Source organism: Bradyrhizobium oligotrophicum (genome assembly GCF_051168495.1).
GTDB classification, from domain to species: Bacteria; Pseudomonadota; Alphaproteobacteria; order Rhizobiales; family Xanthobacteraceae; genus Bradyrhizobium; species Bradyrhizobium oligotrophicum_A.
In genome coordinates this window covers 122,970-138,422 of the sequence record NZ_JBNPVB010000001.1, presented here as the reverse complement: position 1 = coordinate 138,422, position 15,453 = coordinate 122,970, and the positions used below count along the sequence as shown (strand labels likewise).

General features: G+C 65.7%; 17 protein-coding genes. 8 read left to right on the top strand and 9 right to left on the bottom strand.

The features are described 5' to 3' along the window. The first annotated feature begins 7 nt into the window (after positions 1 to 7). Positions 8 to 922 (top strand): phosphoribosylaminoimidazolesuccinocarboxamide synthase, encoded by a 915-nt coding sequence (locus ACQR1B_RS00675; protein WP_434832772.1) that lies wholly within the window; start codon positions 8 to 10, stop codon positions 920 to 922. A 1,186-nt stretch (positions 923 to 2,108) separates the two neighbouring features. On the opposite strand, the gene ACQR1B_RS00670 is transcribed toward ACQR1B_RS00675, so the two are convergent. Continuing rightward, a complete protein-coding gene (locus ACQR1B_RS00670; protein WP_434832895.1) occupies positions 2,109 to 2,483 on the bottom strand; it encodes a nuclear transport factor 2 family protein in 375 nt (124 codons plus the stop codon). Between the two features lie 133 nt (positions 2,484 to 2,616). Between ACQR1B_RS00670 and ACQR1B_RS00665 the strand changes: the two genes are divergently transcribed. Beyond that, a complete protein-coding gene (locus ACQR1B_RS00665) occupies positions 2,617 to 3,096 on the top strand; it encodes an Lrp/AsnC family transcriptional regulator (RefSeq protein WP_434832773.1) in 480 nt (159 codons plus the stop codon). A 27-nt stretch (positions 3,097 to 3,123) separates the two neighbouring features. Then, positions 3,124 to 3,633 (top strand): nuclear transport factor 2 family protein, encoded by a 510-nt coding sequence (locus ACQR1B_RS00660; RefSeq protein WP_434832774.1) that lies wholly within the window; start codon positions 3,124 to 3,126, stop codon positions 3,631 to 3,633. A 129-nt stretch (positions 3,634 to 3,762) separates the two neighbouring features. On the opposite strand, the gene ACQR1B_RS00655 is transcribed toward ACQR1B_RS00660, so the two are convergent. After that, complete coding sequence (locus ACQR1B_RS00655; RefSeq protein WP_434832775.1) at positions 3,763 to 4,440, bottom strand: nitroreductase; 678 nt, start codon at positions 4,438 to 4,440, stop codon at positions 3,763 to 3,765. A gap of 89 nt (positions 4,441 to 4,529) precedes the next feature. After that, complete coding sequence (locus tag ACQR1B_RS00650; protein WP_434832776.1) at positions 4,530 to 5,195, bottom strand: HAD hydrolase-like protein; 666 nt, start codon at positions 5,193 to 5,195, stop codon at positions 4,530 to 4,532. 152 nt (positions 5,196 to 5,347) lie between these two features. Between ACQR1B_RS00650 and ACQR1B_RS00645 the strand changes: the two genes are divergently transcribed. Next, the gene (locus ACQR1B_RS00645; protein WP_434832777.1) at positions 5,348 to 5,653 is read left to right on the top strand and encodes a hypothetical protein; all 306 of its coding nucleotides are present in this window, start codon (positions 5,348 to 5,350) and stop codon (positions 5,651 to 5,653) included. A 12-nt stretch (positions 5,654 to 5,665) separates the two neighbouring features. On the opposite strand, the gene ACQR1B_RS00640 is transcribed toward ACQR1B_RS00645, so the two are convergent. After that, positions 5,666 to 6,538: an ornithine carbamoyltransferase gene (locus ACQR1B_RS00640; RefSeq protein WP_434832778.1), complete on the bottom strand. Its 873-nt coding sequence runs from the start codon at positions 6,536 to 6,538 to the stop codon at positions 5,666 to 5,668. Positions 6,539 to 6,672: 134 nt separating this feature from the next. Here ACQR1B_RS00640 and ACQR1B_RS00635 point away from each other — a divergent pair, with 134 nt between their 5' ends. Together ACQR1B_RS00635 and ACQR1B_RS00630 are read left to right on the top strand one after the other, a co-directional pair. Further along, positions 6,673 to 7,764 carry a mandelate racemase/muconate lactonizing enzyme family protein gene (locus tag ACQR1B_RS00635; RefSeq protein WP_434832779.1) on the top strand — a complete coding sequence of 364 codons (1,092 nt, stop codon included), beginning with the start codon at positions 6,673 to 6,675 and terminating at the stop codon, positions 7,762 to 7,764. Between the two features lie 90 nt (positions 7,765 to 7,854). Further along, the gene (locus ACQR1B_RS00630) at positions 7,855 to 8,253 is read left to right on the top strand and encodes a VOC family protein (RefSeq protein WP_434832780.1); all 399 of its coding nucleotides are present in this window, start codon (positions 7,855 to 7,857) and stop codon (positions 8,251 to 8,253) included. 22 nt (positions 8,254 to 8,275) lie between these two features. Here ACQR1B_RS00630 and ACQR1B_RS00625 read toward each other — a convergent pair whose 3' ends face one another. Together ACQR1B_RS00625 and ACQR1B_RS00620 are read right to left on the bottom strand one after the other, a co-directional pair. Then, on the bottom strand, positions 8,276 to 8,905 hold the full coding sequence (locus tag ACQR1B_RS00625; RefSeq protein ID WP_434832781.1) for a glutathione S-transferase family protein: 630 nt from the start codon (positions 8,903 to 8,905) through the stop codon (positions 8,276 to 8,278). 58 nt (positions 8,906 to 8,963) lie between these two features. Then, complete coding sequence (locus tag ACQR1B_RS00620; RefSeq protein WP_434832782.1) at positions 8,964 to 9,653, bottom strand: phytanoyl-CoA dioxygenase family protein; 690 nt, start codon at positions 9,651 to 9,653, stop codon at positions 8,964 to 8,966. A gap of 356 nt (positions 9,654 to 10,009) precedes the next feature. On the opposite strand from ACQR1B_RS00620, the gene ACQR1B_RS00615 reads away from it, so the two are divergent. Continuing rightward, positions 10,010 to 10,612: a hypothetical protein gene (locus ACQR1B_RS00615; RefSeq protein WP_434832783.1), complete on the top strand. Its 603-nt coding sequence runs from the start codon at positions 10,010 to 10,012 to the stop codon at positions 10,610 to 10,612. A 34-nt stretch (positions 10,613 to 10,646) separates the two neighbouring features. On the opposite strand, the gene ACQR1B_RS00610 is transcribed toward ACQR1B_RS00615, so the two are convergent. Together ACQR1B_RS00610 and ACQR1B_RS00605 are read right to left on the bottom strand one after the other, a co-directional pair. Next, positions 10,647 to 12,140, bottom strand: a complete 1,494-nt coding sequence (locus ACQR1B_RS00610; protein WP_434832784.1) for an NAD-dependent succinate-semialdehyde dehydrogenase — start codon at positions 12,138 to 12,140, stop codon at positions 10,647 to 10,649. A gap of 163 nt (positions 12,141 to 12,303) precedes the next feature. Then, positions 12,304 to 12,624, bottom strand: a complete 321-nt coding sequence (locus ACQR1B_RS00605; protein WP_434832785.1) for a hypothetical protein — start codon at positions 12,622 to 12,624, stop codon at positions 12,304 to 12,306. 344 nt (positions 12,625 to 12,968) lie between these two features. Here ACQR1B_RS00605 and ACQR1B_RS00600 point away from each other — a divergent pair, with 344 nt between their 5' ends. Further along, positions 12,969 to 14,162: a serine hydrolase domain-containing protein gene (locus ACQR1B_RS00600; RefSeq protein ID WP_434832786.1), complete on the top strand. Its 1,194-nt coding sequence runs from the start codon at positions 12,969 to 12,971 to the stop codon at positions 14,160 to 14,162. 283 nt (positions 14,163 to 14,445) lie between these two features. Here ACQR1B_RS00600 and ACQR1B_RS00595 read toward each other — a convergent pair whose 3' ends face one another. Beyond that, entirely contained in the window at positions 14,446 to 15,447 is a 1,002-nt protein-coding gene (locus tag ACQR1B_RS00595; protein WP_434832787.1) for an adenosine kinase, read from the bottom strand. Between the last annotated feature and the right edge of the window lie 6 nt (positions 15,448 to 15,453).

Genomic DNA, 15,453 nt, shown 5'->3' with positions numbered 1-15,453 from the left:
CGACCCGATGACCACGCTTCTCGCCAGCAATCTGCCGCTTCCGAAGATCGGCCGCGGCAAGGTCCGCGACATCTATGCCGTCGGCGACGACCGCGTGCTGCTGCTGACCACCGACCGCATCTCCGCCTTCGACGTCGTGATGAACGAGACCATCCCGATGAAGGGCGCGGTGCTGACGCAGATCTCGGCCTACTGGTTCAACGCGCTCGAGGGCGTGGTGCATCACCACATGATCTCGGCGGATGCTGATGAGATCATCGCCGCGGTGCCGGCACTGAAGCCGCACCGCGACGAGATCCTCGGCCGCGCGATGCTGTGCAAGCGCACCAATGTGTTTCCGATCGAGTGCGTGATCCGCGGCTATCTCTCCGGCTCGGCCTGGAAGGAATATGCGGCCCATGGCACGCTCGCCGGCGAGGCGCTGCCCGCGGGCCTGGTCGAGAGCGAGAAGCTCGAGCCCGCGATCTTCAGCCCGGCAACCAAGGCCGAGACCGGCCATGACGAGAACATCACCACCGCGCGCATGCGCGAGGTGGTCGGCGACGACACCGCCTACACGCTGGAGAGCATGACGCGCGCGGTCTATTCGCTCGGCGAAAAGCTCGCGCGTGAGCAGGGCATCATCATCGCCGACACCAAGTTCGAGTTCGGCCGCGACAAAGACGGACACATCATCCTGATCGACGAGGTGATGACGCCGGATAGTTCGCGGTTCTGGGCGGCCGATGCCTATCAGCCCGGCCGGCCGCAGCCGAGCTTCGACAAGCAGCCGCTGCGCGACTATCTCGATTCCGAGCGCAAGGCCGGCCGCTGGAACGGCGAAGCCCCGCCGCCGCCTTTGCCGCCGAGCGTCGTCGACGCCACCAGCCAGCGCTATCTCGACGCGTTCCGGCGCGTCACGGGACGTGAGCTGAAGATTTGAGGACTGTACGTCTCTCGCGGCGATTGCTGAGCCGAAGGCAGCGTTTTCTTCGGAGCGAAAGCTGAACTGGTAGCGCATCGGCAGTGCGCTCCCTCGCCCCGCTCTTGTCCGCCGTAGCTCGCAGAGCGAAGGCGGATACAGGGTCGCGCCGGGCTTCGCTCGCGCTGAGAGGGCTGGGGTGAAGGGGACTCCCCATGAGTTCGGTGCGCGGAGCGTCCCCCTCACCCGGATTGCATCTTCGACGCAATCCGACCTCGCCCCGCGTCCGGCAGGGCTCTCGCATATGACCAATCTGAGTTTTTCGCGAAACCGTTTCCACATCGTCATGCCCGGGCTCCGTCCCGGGCATCCACGTCGTTCTCAGCATGCCGGACGACGTGGATGGCCCGGACAAGCCCGGCCATGACGACGCGGAGGCAGATGAGCGCAACACTCCGATCGTCAAATGCGAGAGCCCCGCCGCACGGGGGGCGAGGTGAGCAGCGAGCGCTCCGCCGAGAGTACATTCTGATCACCAACAATGCGGACGCGCGATTTTTGCTGAGCATCTGAAGATCGGACGCGCCTCAGCGATCTCGCGGCCTGATTTGCCCGAGCTGTGCGCATCGTTCACGCCCTGGAAAATGCCGAGGGCGCAGGGAAGGCCGGGAGCTGGCTGCTCCCATGGCCCGCCTGCGGAAAAAAATGCAGGCGGCAGGTACCACAGGTTCAGCCGAGACATCCCGGCCCTCCCTGCGCGATAGTTTGAACGGCTGCTCCGCGCTCTCCCCGGGGACCGGCTTGTTCGCCCCCGTCATCCTGATGACACGTCATGTCACCAGGGCTTAGCGCCAGCATCGGGGCGCCAGGACCACACGGCTTGACCGTCCGTAGGCTTGCCAATCGTCCAGCGCATCAGCACCTGACAGGCCCGCGGCCACCGCTCCCCGCCTCTACGTATCGTGACGACGCGTACGCCCCTCTGCATGAGGCGGGATGCGCGGATAAGACCATGATTTCGGAAAATTAGCAAGCATAGACGGCTGCGACAGAATAGCCCGACGGGCAGTGCCGTAGGGCAGGCAAAGGCGCAGCCATGCTGTCTCCCAGAGCGAGATCGCGGTGGCGCCGTGCCCACCATCTCGCTGATCCCTGCGCGGATCGACGGTGGGCACGCCGCCGCCTGTCGGCGGCCGCTTTGCCCACACTACGGCTCGATGTGGAACGACTTGGCCGTCACCATCCACTCTCCGTCGATCAGGTGAAAACAGAGATAGTCGAGATAAAGAATCAGATCGATCCGAACGCGCACCTTCACGACGGCTTGCGATGGTGACGCAACGTCGACCAGCAGAATCTCCTGTTGACGCTGCGCCCCTTTCGACTGCGGAGAGGGGTTGGCCGCGAGCAGATCACGATACGCAGCTGCGGTCAGCACGCGCAATTTCTGGTCGCGCAGGCCGTGCAGTTGAGCCGTCGGTGCAAAGACTCGATCGAAGCGATCGACGTCGGAGTCGAACATCGTCTCGAAATATCGTTCGACGGCGGCGAGCAACGCCGTGGGCGCAGCGGGGTTGGTCATGTTTAGCGGCTCCGGGTTGGCTGGTGGTCGACAATTCTGGCCCGGGACCGGCACGCATGTCCTTGCGAACTGTGCTATGGTGCTCGCCTGTTACGCAACAAATGCCTCATCTCATGCTGCGGTTGTTACAGACATGCCAAAAGCCAAGCTCGACGCGATCGACCAGCGCATCATCGGAGAGTTGCAGGCCGATGCCCGGCTGAGCAATGTCGAGCTTGCCGTGCGGGTCGGCTTATCGCCATCCCCTTGCCTTCGCCGCGTGAAGCGTCTGGAGCAAGAGGGCATCATCCAGGGCTATCGCGCTGTTCTCAATCGTGACGACGTCGGTCTCGGATTCTCGGCCTTCCTGGCGGTCAAGATCGAAGGGCACGCGAACGAGCACGCCTTGGCCTTCGAGGAGAGCGTCTGCGCGATGCCCGAAGTTCTCGCCTGCCATCTCGTGTCGGGAGATTCGGACTACCTGCTGGAGGTCGTAACCGCCGACCTGGCGCACTATCGGCAATTCCTCGTCGAGCGGTTGTTGAACTTGCCGATCGTGCGGGAGGTCAAAAGCAACATCGCCATCCAGACCCGCAAGGCAGCAGCGGCTCTGCCATTGGGGCATTCCCTCTAGCTCTCGGCACAGCGAGAGCCTCGTGGCGTGGGCAAAGGCGCCGCCCGGCGATCCATTCTGCGAGACTCTCGGCGGCGACCTGCCCAACCTAAAGCTACTGCCAACAATTCGCGCGCGAGTCCTGCCGCACGCGGCGCCGACAACCAATCAGAGGAGCGAGCCATGTCGCATTCGTCAGTCGATTACGATCATCTTCTTCGATCGAACCTCAACCGCGTCTTCAATGAGCGCGATCCAGCGAAGCGCGCCGAGGCGATCGCCGAGCTGTTCGTTGAAGCGCCTGTGATGTTCGAGCCGACCAACGTCGTACAGGGCCGGGCCGAAATCTCGCGTATTGCCGGCGAACTGCTGCAACAGTTCGGGCCTGATTTCGCCTTCGTGCCCGTGGGAAGCGCGGTAGGTCACCATGGCCTGGCACATCTGCCTTGGCAGGCGGGACCGAAAGAAGGCCCCGTCGCGGTGACCGGCGCCGACGTGGCAGAGATCGTCGACGGCCGGATTGCGCGGCTTTGGGTGCTGCTGAACGGGCCAGCTTGATCGCCGCGACGCCAGCACAGGGCCGCGATGAGCCGCGGCGTGAAGCGCGCAGCCAAGATGCAGCTTCAGACGACACTTCGCCCTATTCGCCAGCAATGGCCGCATCAGCGGGAGACGACGAGCGCGCAGCTAATCCTCGAACCCGACGAACACCGTCGCTTCCTCGACCGACTTGCGTTCCGACACCACGGCGTTCGCCGGAAAATCATGATCCGGCCAGCCGAGCGCGATGCTCTTCATGATGACCTGGTCGTCGGCGATGCCGGCGTGCTCGCGCACCACGGGCGATTGCATGATGCCCTGGCTGTTGATCACGGCGCCGAGGCCGCGTGACCAGGCGGCATTGACGAGCGCATTGGTGACGGCGCCGCAGTCGAACGGCGTATCGTCGCTGCCGGCGAGCACGCGGTCATAGGTGACGATGATGCAGACCGGCGCATCGAACTGGCGGAAGCCGCGCAGCACCCAGTCCTGGCGCTTCTCCTTGTCGTCGCGCGCGATGCCCATGGCCGAGAACAATTGCTTGGCGACGCCGATCTGGCGCTCGCGATGCGCACCATCGAACGGCTGGCCGATGCGAAACTCGCGCGACTGCGGCACGCCGGCGATCGTCCGCTCGGTGTTGCCGGCGCGGATGCGATCGAGCGGCTCGCCGGTGATGACGTAGAAATTCCACGGCTGGGTGTTCATCGATGACGGCGCGCGCATCGCCAGAGTGATGATCTCCTCGATGAGCGCCTTCGGCACGGGATCCGGCTTGTAGCCGCGGATGCTGCGGCGGCCGAGGATGACGTCGTCGAATTCCATGTGCGTGGTAATCCTGCCCTGAGATTATTTGCGCGCGATCTTCGCGGCTTTCCGGTTCAGGTGCAAGATTCGCGATGCCGCGAAGCGGACTAGCGCTTCAGCATCGCGAACACCGCACGCGCCAGATCATCTGGATTTTCCACGAGACGGTCTGCGCCCGCGGTTTCGAGCTCGTCGCGGCTGCCATAGCCCCAGAGCACACCGAGACTCCTCATCCTCACGGCGTGAGCGCCGGCGACGTCGTGACGGCGGTCGCCGACCATCAGGCTGTCGCCCGCGGCAATATTCTGCTCAGTGAGAATATGCGCCAGCAGCTCGGGCTTGTGGTCGAGCGCCCCCGACGGGATCGAGCCGTGAATGGCCTGGAAATACGATGCGAGATCGAGATGCTCCAGAATGCGCCGCGCGAACAGCTCGCGCTTCGAGGTCGCGAGATAGATCCGCAAGCCGGCGGCGTGCATCTCCTGCACGGCCTCGCGGATGCCGGGATAGAGCGTGCTGCCGAACAGGCCGGTGTCACCATAATGCTGGCGATAGGCCAAGACGGCGTCGTCGACGCGATCGTCGCCATAGGCCTGCAGCAGCACGCGCAGCATGTCCTGCAATGGCGGGCCGATGACCGCAGTGACATCGAGCGTGTCGTCAGGCGCATGTCCGAGCGAGCGCAAGGCGGCCCGCGTGCTTGCGGCGATGCCGGGACGCGAGTCGATCAGGGTGCCGTCGAGGTCGAGCAGGACCGAATGGATCGAAAACATGGCCGAGCATAGCGCCGGGCGGCGAAAGCGTAAATGTCCACACCACACGATGGAGCGAGCAGCTCGTCAAACTGCCACTTGCGCCTGATCTCTTTTGGCGGATGATAAGTGGACTGGGCGTCGAGGCCCAGCATGTCTTGAGGATTGGAAGGGTGGACGTCTCCATAGAGATTCCTGATGACTTCGCGGACTACGAATGGGAAGTTACTGCGAAGGGCTGGCTCACGATCGCAATGATCGTTTCAGGCCGACGGTACCTCTTGAACTTCTATGATCCGGTTCGTCTCAGCCAAGAAATTCAATCCGACCTCGAACGCGGACACCCGTTCTTGAAACCAAATCTGGTTGTCGTCGAAACCGTGACGAGAACTGCCATTGAGCGGGCCGTGCATGAGCTCGTCCAATCCGGTCGCGTTGCCGAGATGATCGAAGAACGGCCGAGCGCGAAAGCACGGTAAGCCCGGGTCAAGTCATCGATCCCCGCCCCGATCGAACACCCATTCGAGCGCGGCATTCTGCGCATGCAGCAGGAACGCCTTGGCCTGCACCACCCGACAGGCGCGATGCAGCATCGCATCGGCAGAGACCTCGTGGCCCCGCGTCACCGGCGGACAGGGCAGGAAGTCCAGGTCCGGCCGCAGGCCATCCAGCAGTGCTGCGGTGATCTGATAGGCCTGCAGGTCGCCGGAATCGTCATCTCCCAGCCAGCAATCGGTGATGATCACGTCGGCGTCCTGCAATTCGCCGAGATCGGTCGCGACGCGAAAGCGCGGCGAATCTCCCGGCGCATGCCATCGTGCCGGATAGACCTGCACGATGTCGATCGGAAGCACCTGCGCGGCCTCGATCCAGGAGCCCAGGATGTTCGCGGCCGGCGCCACCACAGCGATCTTCAATCCCTCGATCGCGCTGCGGCGATGCATCAGGAAGGCGAGGTCGCCGAGCGTCTCGCAGGGATGGTTCTGCCGCGTGCGCGCGTTGACCACCGGCGCCTGCGCCCAGTGCGACAACGCATACAGCATCTCCAGCTCCGGCGTGCGGCAGACCACCGCATCGAACCAGTTGTCGAGATAGGCGGCGAGATCCTCCACCGCCTCCGTCCCGTTGAGGCGGATCGGGGCGTGCACGCACAGCCCACCCATCGATTGCACGCCGAGATCGAAGGCGGTGGTGTTGCGCCAGCCGCCATCATCGACCACGAGACCGATGCGCCGGCCGGCAAGCGTCTGCGGCATCTCGCGCGCCTGCCAGCAGGCCGCAAGTTCCTGCGCTCGCGCCAGCATGCCAAGGATCTCGGAGCCGTCGAGGTCGCCCAGGGCCAGGATGTCGCGCTCTCCCACCATGCACTCTCATCACATCCAGGGGCACGTGAATCGCTTTGAAGGCCCGGCCCGTGTCGATCATGCGCCGTTCGCAATTGCCCTGGCCCTACCACGAGCATAACCTTCGCCAAAAATCCAGGGAAGGAACCGCGCCGATGGCCGTGATCGCATCGATCGAGACCGGGCTGTATCGCATTCCACTCAGTGTGACCTTGTCCGACAGCACCCATGGCGAGATGACGGCGTTCGAGCTGATCACCTGCCGGGTGCGCGATGCCGACGGCGCGGAGGGTGTCGGCTACACCTATACGGTCGGCCGCAACGGCCCTGCGGTGGCCGACATCGTCAGGCGCGAGATCACCGAGCTGGTTGCCGGCCACGAGGCCGACGACACCGAGGCGATCTGGCACCTTGTGTGGTGGGGGCTGCATTATGGCGGGCGCGGCGGCCCGGTCGTGCTGGCGCTGTCGGCGCTGGACATCGCGCTGTGGGATCTGAAGGCGCGGCGCGCCGAGCTGCCGCTGTTCCGCCTGCTCGGCGGTTTCGACGCGCATGTGCCCTGCTATGCCGGCGGCATCGACCTCGATCTCTCAGTCGACGCGCTGCTCACGCAGACCGACGACAATCTCGCCAAGGGTTTTCGCGCCATCAAGATGAAGGTCGGCCGGCCCGCGCTTTCCGCCGACGTCGCGCGCGTGCGCGCGATGCGGCAGCATCTCGGCGACGGCTTTCCGCTGATGGCCGACGCCAACATGAAGTGGACGGTCGAGGAGGCGATCCGCGCCGCCCGCACGTTGCAGCCATTCGATCTCACCTGGCTGGAGGAGCCGACCATCCCCGACGACATCGCCGGCCATGCCCGCATCCTCAACGCCGGCGGCGTGCCGATCGCGGCCGGCGAGAACCTGCGCTCGCTGTGGGACTTCAAGAACTACATCGCCGCCGGTGCAGTCTCGTATCCCGAGCCCGATGTCACCAATTGCGGCGGCGTGACATCGTTCATGAAGATCGCGCGGCTGGCCGAAGCGTTCAACCTGCCGGTGACCAGCCACGGCGCGCATGACATCACCGTGCACCTGCTGGCCGCCTGCCCCAACCGCTCCTTCCTCGAAGCCCACGGCTTTGGCCTCGATCGCTACATTGCGCATCCGCTGGTGCTGGAGAATGGCATGGCTCTGGCACCGACGCGGCCGGGCCATGGCATTGCGTTCGATTGGGAGGGGCTGGCGAAGCTCGCGGCGCAATGATGCGATGCTCGGCCATCACTGCTGACACAAGGCTGTCAGCAGCCCTGCCATAGGGGTCGGCGAGCGATCCTCGAATGCAAGGGAAAAATCATGAAGTTCGCATCGACCCGCCTGGTGGCGGCCGACATAAAGGCCCTCGTCAGTTTCTACGAGAAGGTCACCGGGCAGAAGGCGGATTGGCTGGCGCCGGCATTCGCCGAGATCGTCACCTCGCGCGCAACGCTCGCGATCGGCAGCGCCGAGACGGTGGCGCTGTTCAAGGAGGGCAGCGCGGAGCCCGGCGCCAACCGCAGCGCCATTCTGGAGTTCGAGGTCGATGACGTGGACGGGGATTTCGTGCGACTGAAGGACGAGGTCGAGGTGGTGCACGCACCGAAGACGATGCCATGGGGCAATCGCGCCGCTCAATTTCGCGACCCAGAGGGGACGATCGTCAGCCTGTATACGCCCGTCACCGACGCGGCCAGACAGCGCTTCGGATCACGCTGAGGACGCGGGCCGGCCGCGCGCCTCAAGCCTTTGCGCTCGGACGGCTCGACACCTCGCCGTACCATCGCCTGAGATGGCGCAGATGATCCGGCGGGTCGAGCTTGGCGCGCGCGGCGAAATCCACCGTCACCATGGCGCTGATGTCGGCAATGGTGAAGCCGGGTCCGCAGACGAAGGCATGATCGGCCAGCCGCGCGTCGAGCCACGCGAAGTAGTGCGCGGCGCGCAGACGCCCGCGCTCGGCGAGCGCCGGAATCTGCGCGAGCGACAACGGCCCGGGCAGTGCGCGGCCCTCCAGCCCGGGCGCACTGTTTCGGAACGCCTCCGCGATGGCATGGATGCCGTCCCACTCGATCCGCCGCACCCAGCATTCGATCAAGGCGCGCTCCTCCGCACTGCGTCCCATCAGGGCAGGCTCGGGATGCAGCTCCTCGATGTAGCGGCAGATCGCGATGATGTCGGTGATCGCAGCGCCGCTGTCGAGCTCCAGCACCGGAACCGTGCATTGCGGGTTCAGCGCGCGGAATGCCGGCGCAAACTGCTCGCCAGCGCGCAAGTCGAGCTGAACGATGGGAATCGTGAGGCCCTTCTCGGCAAGGAAGATGCGGACGCGGCGCGGACTTGGCGCGGTCGCGGAATCGTACAGCTTCATGAGCGTTCTCCCTGCGTGATGTGGCTGGACGGTGCGCGAAGGCCGCGGGACGGCGCTGCTACGCCGCGCCGAAAATCTCATCCTGATCCATCCGCACCGCGCGCAAGGCGCGCGTCGCGCGCCACTGCTCCTGTTGCGGCGCCGTGGCGTAGGTGATCAGCAGCGAGCGGCGCCGCGCGCCGCTGCGGTTGCGCGTCGCGCCATGCAGCATGTCGACGTCGAACAGCAGGATGTCGCCGGCCTCGCCCGCGGTGACGAACGCGGCGGCCGCGGCCGTCGCATCATCCGTGCCGCGGCGGTGCGTGCCGGGCACCACCTGCGTCGCGCCATTGTCGGGGCCGAACGGATCGAGAAAAGCGAGCGCCGACACGGAGTCGGTGCGCCAGCGCTCGACGCTGTCGCGATGCAGCGGCTGCTGGCCGCCATCGGCGCGCGGCTCGCGGCCCTCGACCTGACCGAGGAAGAACGGCGCCTTCAAGATATGATGGACCGCTGCGAGCATGACCGGCAGCCGGCAGACGCGCTGCACGGCCGGATCGAGATCGACCATGGCATGGCGCCAGTCGCGGCCGCGAGGCACGGGCCATTGCTCCGACGGTACGGTGCCCGCCTCGAACGCCTGCCGCAGCAGCGGGATCCAGTCGGCCGGGATGGCGCCGCGCAGCAGCAGATAGCCGTCCTCGTCGAGGCGGCGCGCGTCCGCCTCGGGTAGCCGGCCGACGAGTGTGCGCGCGGGGGCTGCGGTCATGGTCGAGCTCGCACAAGGCAGGGACGGCGGTTCGCCGTGCCATGGTCGACGATCAATCGCTTCTCCGCAAGCGGCTCGCCTGCGTCCACGCGGCCAAGGCACTGTCGCCGGATCTGAAGGACGCTGCGGACCGACGACGACCGCGCGGGCGGGCGCCGCCGATCGGGTCATTGCCAAGGCTGAGGCGAATTGCCAGGGCTGAGGCGATAGGTCGCGCGGCGTCCCGGGGCGCGCGCCGCCGCCATGAAGCACTCGTTAATCCGGCGTTAACTCCGTCGACCTACCTGTCGTTAGCAACATTCAGACACGATCCGGCCTACGGAGACACAGAGCAGCCACGCTCGTTGGAAGTGCACATGGCGGTCATTCAGAGCACCAACCAGATCTCTCCCGCGATGGAGCGGGTCTATCACCAGAGCAATTTGCTGGGCGAATGGAAGGGCAGCTGGACGGCCAATGGCCAGGCGGTCAGCTTCAAGGTCGTCAACATCAGAGGCGCCGCGGCGACGGTGGAATACACCCATAATGGGCGGACCGAGCGGGGCATCGGCCAAGTCAACGGATCGACCATCGACTTCGGCGCCGTCACGCTCGGCACCAAGGACGGCAAGAACGCGGTGCTGCTGTTCTCGGCCGGCGGCGGCAAGGCCACGGCGATGCTCGAGAAGAAACCGCCTCCCGCCAGCGAGAGCAATCTGGTTGGGAGCTGGGCCGGCTATTCGGGCGAGAACGGCATGAGCGCGAGCTTTCGCGTCCTGTCCGTCAACGGCAAGGAAGCGCAGGTCAGCGTCATCGCCAACGGCATCACGCGTCAGGGCACCGGCATCGTCTACAAGAACGTCATCATGTTCGGGCAGACGCAGATCTCGACCGACGACGGCAAGACCGGCAAGGTCATCTACCAGGTCGGCAACAAGTCCTACATGGTGCCGGTGGACAAGCTGCCGAAGACAGCCTGATCCCCAGACAGCCTGATCCCGAGACGGCCTGTCCTTAGACCCCCGCCATCATCACGTATTTGATCTCGAGATATTCCTCGATGCCGTGATGCGAGCCCTCGCGTCCCAGGCCGCTTTCCTTGACGCCGCCGAACGGCGCGACCTCGGTGGTGATGAGCCCGGTGTTGACGCCGACCATGCCGGACTCCAGCGCCTCCGCGACGCGCCAGACGCGACCGAGATCGCGGGCATAGAAATACGAAGCCAGACCGAATGGCGAGGCATTGCACATCGCGATCACGTCGGCCTCGTCCTTGAAACGGATCACGGGGGCGAGCGGCCCGAACGTCTCCTCATGCGCGACCAGCGCATCGGCCTTCACGTCCGACAGCACCGTCGGCTCGAAGAAGGTGCGGCCGAGCGCATGGCGCTTGCCGCCGGTGACGATCTTGGCCCCGCCCTTGACCGCGTCGGCAATGTGGCGCTCGACCTTCTCGACCGCCTCCGCATTGATCAGCGGGCCCTGCGTCACGCCGGCCTCGGTGCCCTCGCCGACCTTCATCGCGGCCACCTTCGCCGCCAGCTTCGCGACGAACGAATCGTAGATCTTGTCCTGCGCATAGAGGCGGTTGGCGCAGACGCAGGTCTGGCCCATGTTGCGGTACTTCGAGACGATGGCGCCTTCGACCGCCGCATCGACGTCGGCATCGTCGAACACCACGAACGGCGCGTTGCCGCCGAGTTCGAGGCCGAGCTTCTTCACCGTGCCGGCGGACTGCCGGTACAGGATCTTGCCGACCTCGGTGGAGCCGGTGAAGCCGACGAAACGCACGGCCGGATGTTCGCACAGCACCTTGCCGATCGGCGGCGCATCACCGGTGACGATGTTGAGCGCGCCTGCAGGAATTCCGGCGCGTTCGGCGAGCACGGCCAGCGCCAGCGCCGACAGCGGCGTCTCGTTCGCCGGCTTCAACACCACGGTGCAGCCTGCGGCGAGCGCCGGCGAGACCTTGCGGGTGATCATCGAGTTCGGGAAATTCCACGGCGTGATCGCGCCGCAGACGCCGATCGGCTGCTTCAGCGCCAGCAGGCGCGCGTCCGGCTTCTGCGTCGGGATGGTCTCGCCATAGACGCGGCGGGCCTCCTCGGCGAAGAACTCGATATAGGCGGCGCCGATGTCGACCTCGCCGAGCGCCTCGGTCAGCGGCTTGCCCTGTTCGGAGGTCAGGATCAGCGCCAGGTCCTCGCGGTTCGCCGCGATCAGCTCGAACCATTTGCGCAAGGTGTTGGAGCGCTGCTTGGCGGTCAGTTTGGCCCAGGCCGGGAAGGCGCGCGCGGCGGCTTCGACCGCCTGCGTGGTCTCCGCCGCGCCGAGCTGCGCGACCTTGGCGAGTTCCGCGCCGGTGGCGGGATTGACGACCGGAAAGACCGGCATGCCGACCCAGGCGCCGTCGATGTAGCACTGCTCGCGCAGCAGCGACGGGTCCTTCAGGCGGTCACGCAGGCTGGCAGCAGCGGCGGACGCGCGGGCGGTGGCGGGTGGGGTCATCGGGCAACTCCTCGAAAGCGAGCGGTATTTCCCCCCGAATATAGCCACGGCACAGTAGCGGCGCACGGTTTGCGCGCCTCATCAACGGTACATTCGATCGGGCCATCAGTACCTCTACGGCACCAAATGCCGTGAGCGAGACCCGTCGCCGGGACGGCCCAAATCAGGCCGCGCCGCTCATATAGGTCTCGCGACGGCCGATCATGCGCTCCGCTGCCGCCTTGGCGTCGGCCTTGGTCGAGGTCGCGCAGGTGCGGTATTCGAGATCCGGCAAAGCGGCGGGATCGCGGCGGCCGAACCAGGATTTCTGCCCCACCGGCAGCAGCGCCAGCGCCTGCGCCACATTGTCGACCGCGCCGAAAGAGTGCAGCGCTCCGGTCGCGGCAATGCGCACCTCATAGATTCCCGGGGTGATCGGTGCCTCAATATTGTCACCGCGTCCGGGACGGGGATACCGCTTCCACTCGCTCCATGTCGAAATCATATCGCCCCCATCGGCGGATGTTACCGCCACAGCCATATCATCGGCCTGAAAAAGCCGGTTCCTGAACCTTTTAATGCAGAAATGGTTTCAACTCACAACAGGCCGAGGCCCGTGGTGGGAACATGGCGCCCATGTGTCGGACTCGCGGCTGGCTATAACTAATCATGATTCTGCAACGATTTTGAAGGGCTGTGGCCCGCGCGTCCCGTTTCTTTCCTGCCTGTCCCCTGCGCACCGCATCATCACGAGATCGCGACCGGATGTGTGCCCGCGGCTTCTTGCCGCCTGCAGCGGACCGGGGAACAATCACGGACCGTCAAACAAGAACGGAACGGGAGGACAACATGCAGAACAAGATCGAGATCGACGGCGTGCTGCGGCAGAAGGCGGACGCGCGGGAGATCCCCGGCGTCGTCGCCGTCGCGGCCGACAGCAATGGCGTGATCTACGAAGGCGCGTTCGGCAAACGCGACCTCGGCCGCGACGATCCGATGACCACCGACAGCGTGTTCTGGATCGCCTCGATGACCAAGGCGATCACCTGCGCCGCCGGCATGCAGCTGGTCGAGCAGGGCCGGCTGTCGCTGGATGCGCCGATCGGCACGGTGCTGCCCGACCTCGCGGCGCCGAAGGTGCTCGATGGCTTCGATGCGCAGGGCGAGCCGATCCTGCGGCCGGCTAAGACCGCGATCACGCTGCGGCATCTGATGACCCACACCGCCGGCTTCTGCTATGACATGTGGAACGGCGACATGGCGGCCTATGTGCAGAAGGCCGGCACGCCCGGCATCATCACCTGCAAGAACGACGCGCTGACATTGCCGCTCGCGTCCGACCCCGGCACGCGCTGGGAATACGGCATCAACATCGATTTCGTCGGCAAGGCGGTGGAGGCCGCGAGCGGCCAGAAGCTCGACGCTTATCTGCGCGACCATCTGTTCGCGCCGCTCGGCATGGACGACACCGGCTTCAAGCTCGGCCCCTCACAGCGCGAACGCCTTGTCGGCATGCATGCGCGCGGCGACGACGGCGCGCTGGCGCCGATCCCGTTCGAGCTCGAGCAGGAGCCGGAATTCCACATGGGCGGCGGCGGCCTTTATGGCACAGCGGGCGACTACATCCGCTTCACCCGGATGATCCTCAACCAGGGCCGCGGCAACGGCAACCAGGTGCTCAAGCCCGAAACGGTCGCGGCGATGCGCGACAACCACATCGGCGAGCTCGAAATGACCAAGATGGCCGCGGCCGTGCCCGGCGTGACCAACGACGTCGACCTCTATCCCGACATCGTCAAGAAATGGGGCCTCAGCTTCATGATCACGACGGCGCAGACGCCGGAGGGCCGCAGCGCCGGCAGCCTCGCCTGGGCCGGCCTCGCCAACACCTACTACTGGATCGATCCCGCCCGTGACGTCACCGGCGTGATCCTGATGCAGCTCTTGCCGTTCGCCGACCGGCTGTGCCTGGAGACGTTTGCCGGCTTCGAGCGCGGCGTCTATGCCGGGCTGGGCGCCGCGGGCGGACAGAAGGCGGCGTGAGCGGGTGAACGGGGCGGAAGCCGATCATCACAAAGATCGCGTGCACCCGAAGAGCTGTTCCACTGAACTCATGAGTTGCTCACGCGGCACGAAAGGTGCGCTCCCTCTCCCCGTTCTTACGGGGAGAGGGTTGGGGTGAAGGGCAGCCGTGCGCACCCACCGTGCGGAGAGCCCCCTCACCCGGATTGCATCTTCGATGCGATCCGACCTTTCCCCACAAGCGGGGCGAGGTCGGAGGGACCGAGCCAGCGGCGCCGGTCTCGTTCCCACGCTGACCTTTGAGTTAGACCTTCAGCCCGTTCTGCGCCGCCAATTCCTTCAGCGACACCTGCGGCCTTGCGCCGATGTGCTGGATCACCTCGGCGGCGGCGAGGCCGCCGAGGCGGCCGGCCATCTCGTAGCCGGTCTTGCGCACCAGCCCGAACAGGAAACCGGCGGCGAACAGATCGCCGGCGCCGGTGGTGTCGACCAGCGTCGCGATCGGATGCGCGGGCACGGCGATCACACCGTCGTTCGACACCACGACGCAGCCCTTGTCGCTGCGGGTGACGATGCCAAGCGTGGCGTCCTCACGCAGCTGCTTCAGCGCGCCGTCGAAATCGGAGGTCTGATACAGCGAATGCAGCTCGGCCTCGTTGGCGAAGACGAGATCGACGGTGCCGCCGCGCATCAGCTCGAGGAACTCGTCGCGATAGCGGTCGACGCAGAACGCATCCGACAGAGTGAGCGCGACCTCGCGGCCGGCATCATGCGCGACCGCTGCGGCCTTCACGAACGCGTCCTTGGCGTCCTTGGGATCCCACAGATAGCCTTCCAGATAGACGATGCGCGCCGCCGCAATCTCGGCGGGATCGATGTCGGCGGGCGTGAGGTTCTGCGCCGCGCCGAGATAGGTGTTCATGGTGCGCTCGCCGTCGGGCGTGACCAGGATGTAGGAGCAGCCGGTGGCCGGGCCATCGGAAGCCGGCGCGGTGTCGAAGGCGACGCCGGCGGCGCGGATGTCGTGCGAATACATCCGCCCGATCTGGTCGTCCTTGACCTTGCCCACGTAAGCGGCACGCGCGCCGAGGCTCGCGAGGCCGACGATGGTGTTGGCGCCAGAACCGCCCGACATCTCGGTGGCCGGGCCCATGTCGCGGTAAATGGCCGCCGCACGCGCCTCGTCGATCAGCGTCATGCCGCCCTTGGTCATGCCATGCCTGGCGAGAAAGGCTTCATCGGCCTGCACCAACACGTCGAAAATCGCATTGCCGATGCCGAGAACATCGTATTTCGCGTCAGTCATCCACGG

Bases quoted from the DNA above. Each gene is read 5' to 3' on its own strand.
- ACQR1B_RS00675 (WP_434832772.1), top strand. From the start codon at position 8: ATGACCACGCTTCTCGCCAGCAATCTGCCGCTTCCGAAGATCGGCCGC.
- ACQR1B_RS00670 (WP_434832895.1), bottom strand. From the start codon at position 2,483: ATGACCAACCCCGCTGCGCCCACGGCGTTGCTCGCCGCCGTCGAACGA.
- ACQR1B_RS00665 (WP_434832773.1), top strand. From the start codon at position 2,617: ATGCCAAAAGCCAAGCTCGACGCGATCGACCAGCGCATCATCGGAGAG.
- ACQR1B_RS00655 (WP_434832775.1), bottom strand. From the start codon at position 4,440: ATGGAATTCGACGACGTCATCCTCGGCCGCCGCAGCATCCGCGGCTAC.
- ACQR1B_RS00650 (WP_434832776.1), bottom strand. From the start codon at position 5,195: ATGTTTTCGATCCATTCGGTCCTGCTCGACCTCGACGGCACCCTGATC.
- ACQR1B_RS00640 (WP_434832778.1), bottom strand. From the start codon at position 6,538: ATGGTGGGAGAGCGCGACATCCTGGCCCTGGGCGACCTCGACGGCTCC.
- ACQR1B_RS00635 (WP_434832779.1), top strand. From the start codon at position 6,673: ATGGCCGTGATCGCATCGATCGAGACCGGGCTGTATCGCATTCCACTC.
- ACQR1B_RS00630 (WP_434832780.1), top strand. From the start codon at position 7,855: ATGAAGTTCGCATCGACCCGCCTGGTGGCGGCCGACATAAAGGCCCTC.
- ACQR1B_RS00625 (WP_434832781.1), bottom strand. From the start codon at position 8,905: ATGAAGCTGTACGATTCCGCGACCGCGCCAAGTCCGCGCCGCGTCCGC.
- ACQR1B_RS00620 (WP_434832782.1), bottom strand. From the start codon at position 9,653: ATGACCGCAGCCCCCGCGCGCACACTCGTCGGCCGGCTACCCGAGGCG.
- ACQR1B_RS00615 (WP_434832783.1), top strand. From the start codon at position 10,010: ATGGCGGTCATTCAGAGCACCAACCAGATCTCTCCCGCGATGGAGCGG.
- ACQR1B_RS00610 (WP_434832784.1), bottom strand. From the start codon at position 12,140: ATGACCCCACCCGCCACCGCCCGCGCGTCCGCCGCTGCTGCCAGCCTG.
- ACQR1B_RS00605 (WP_434832785.1), bottom strand. From the start codon at position 12,624: ATGATTTCGACATGGAGCGAGTGGAAGCGGTATCCCCGTCCCGGACGC.
- ACQR1B_RS00600 (WP_434832786.1), top strand. From the start codon at position 12,969: ATGCAGAACAAGATCGAGATCGACGGCGTGCTGCGGCAGAAGGCGGAC.
- ACQR1B_RS00595 (WP_434832787.1), bottom strand. From the start codon at position 15,447: ATGACTGACGCGAAATACGATGTTCTCGGCATCGGCAATGCGATTTTC.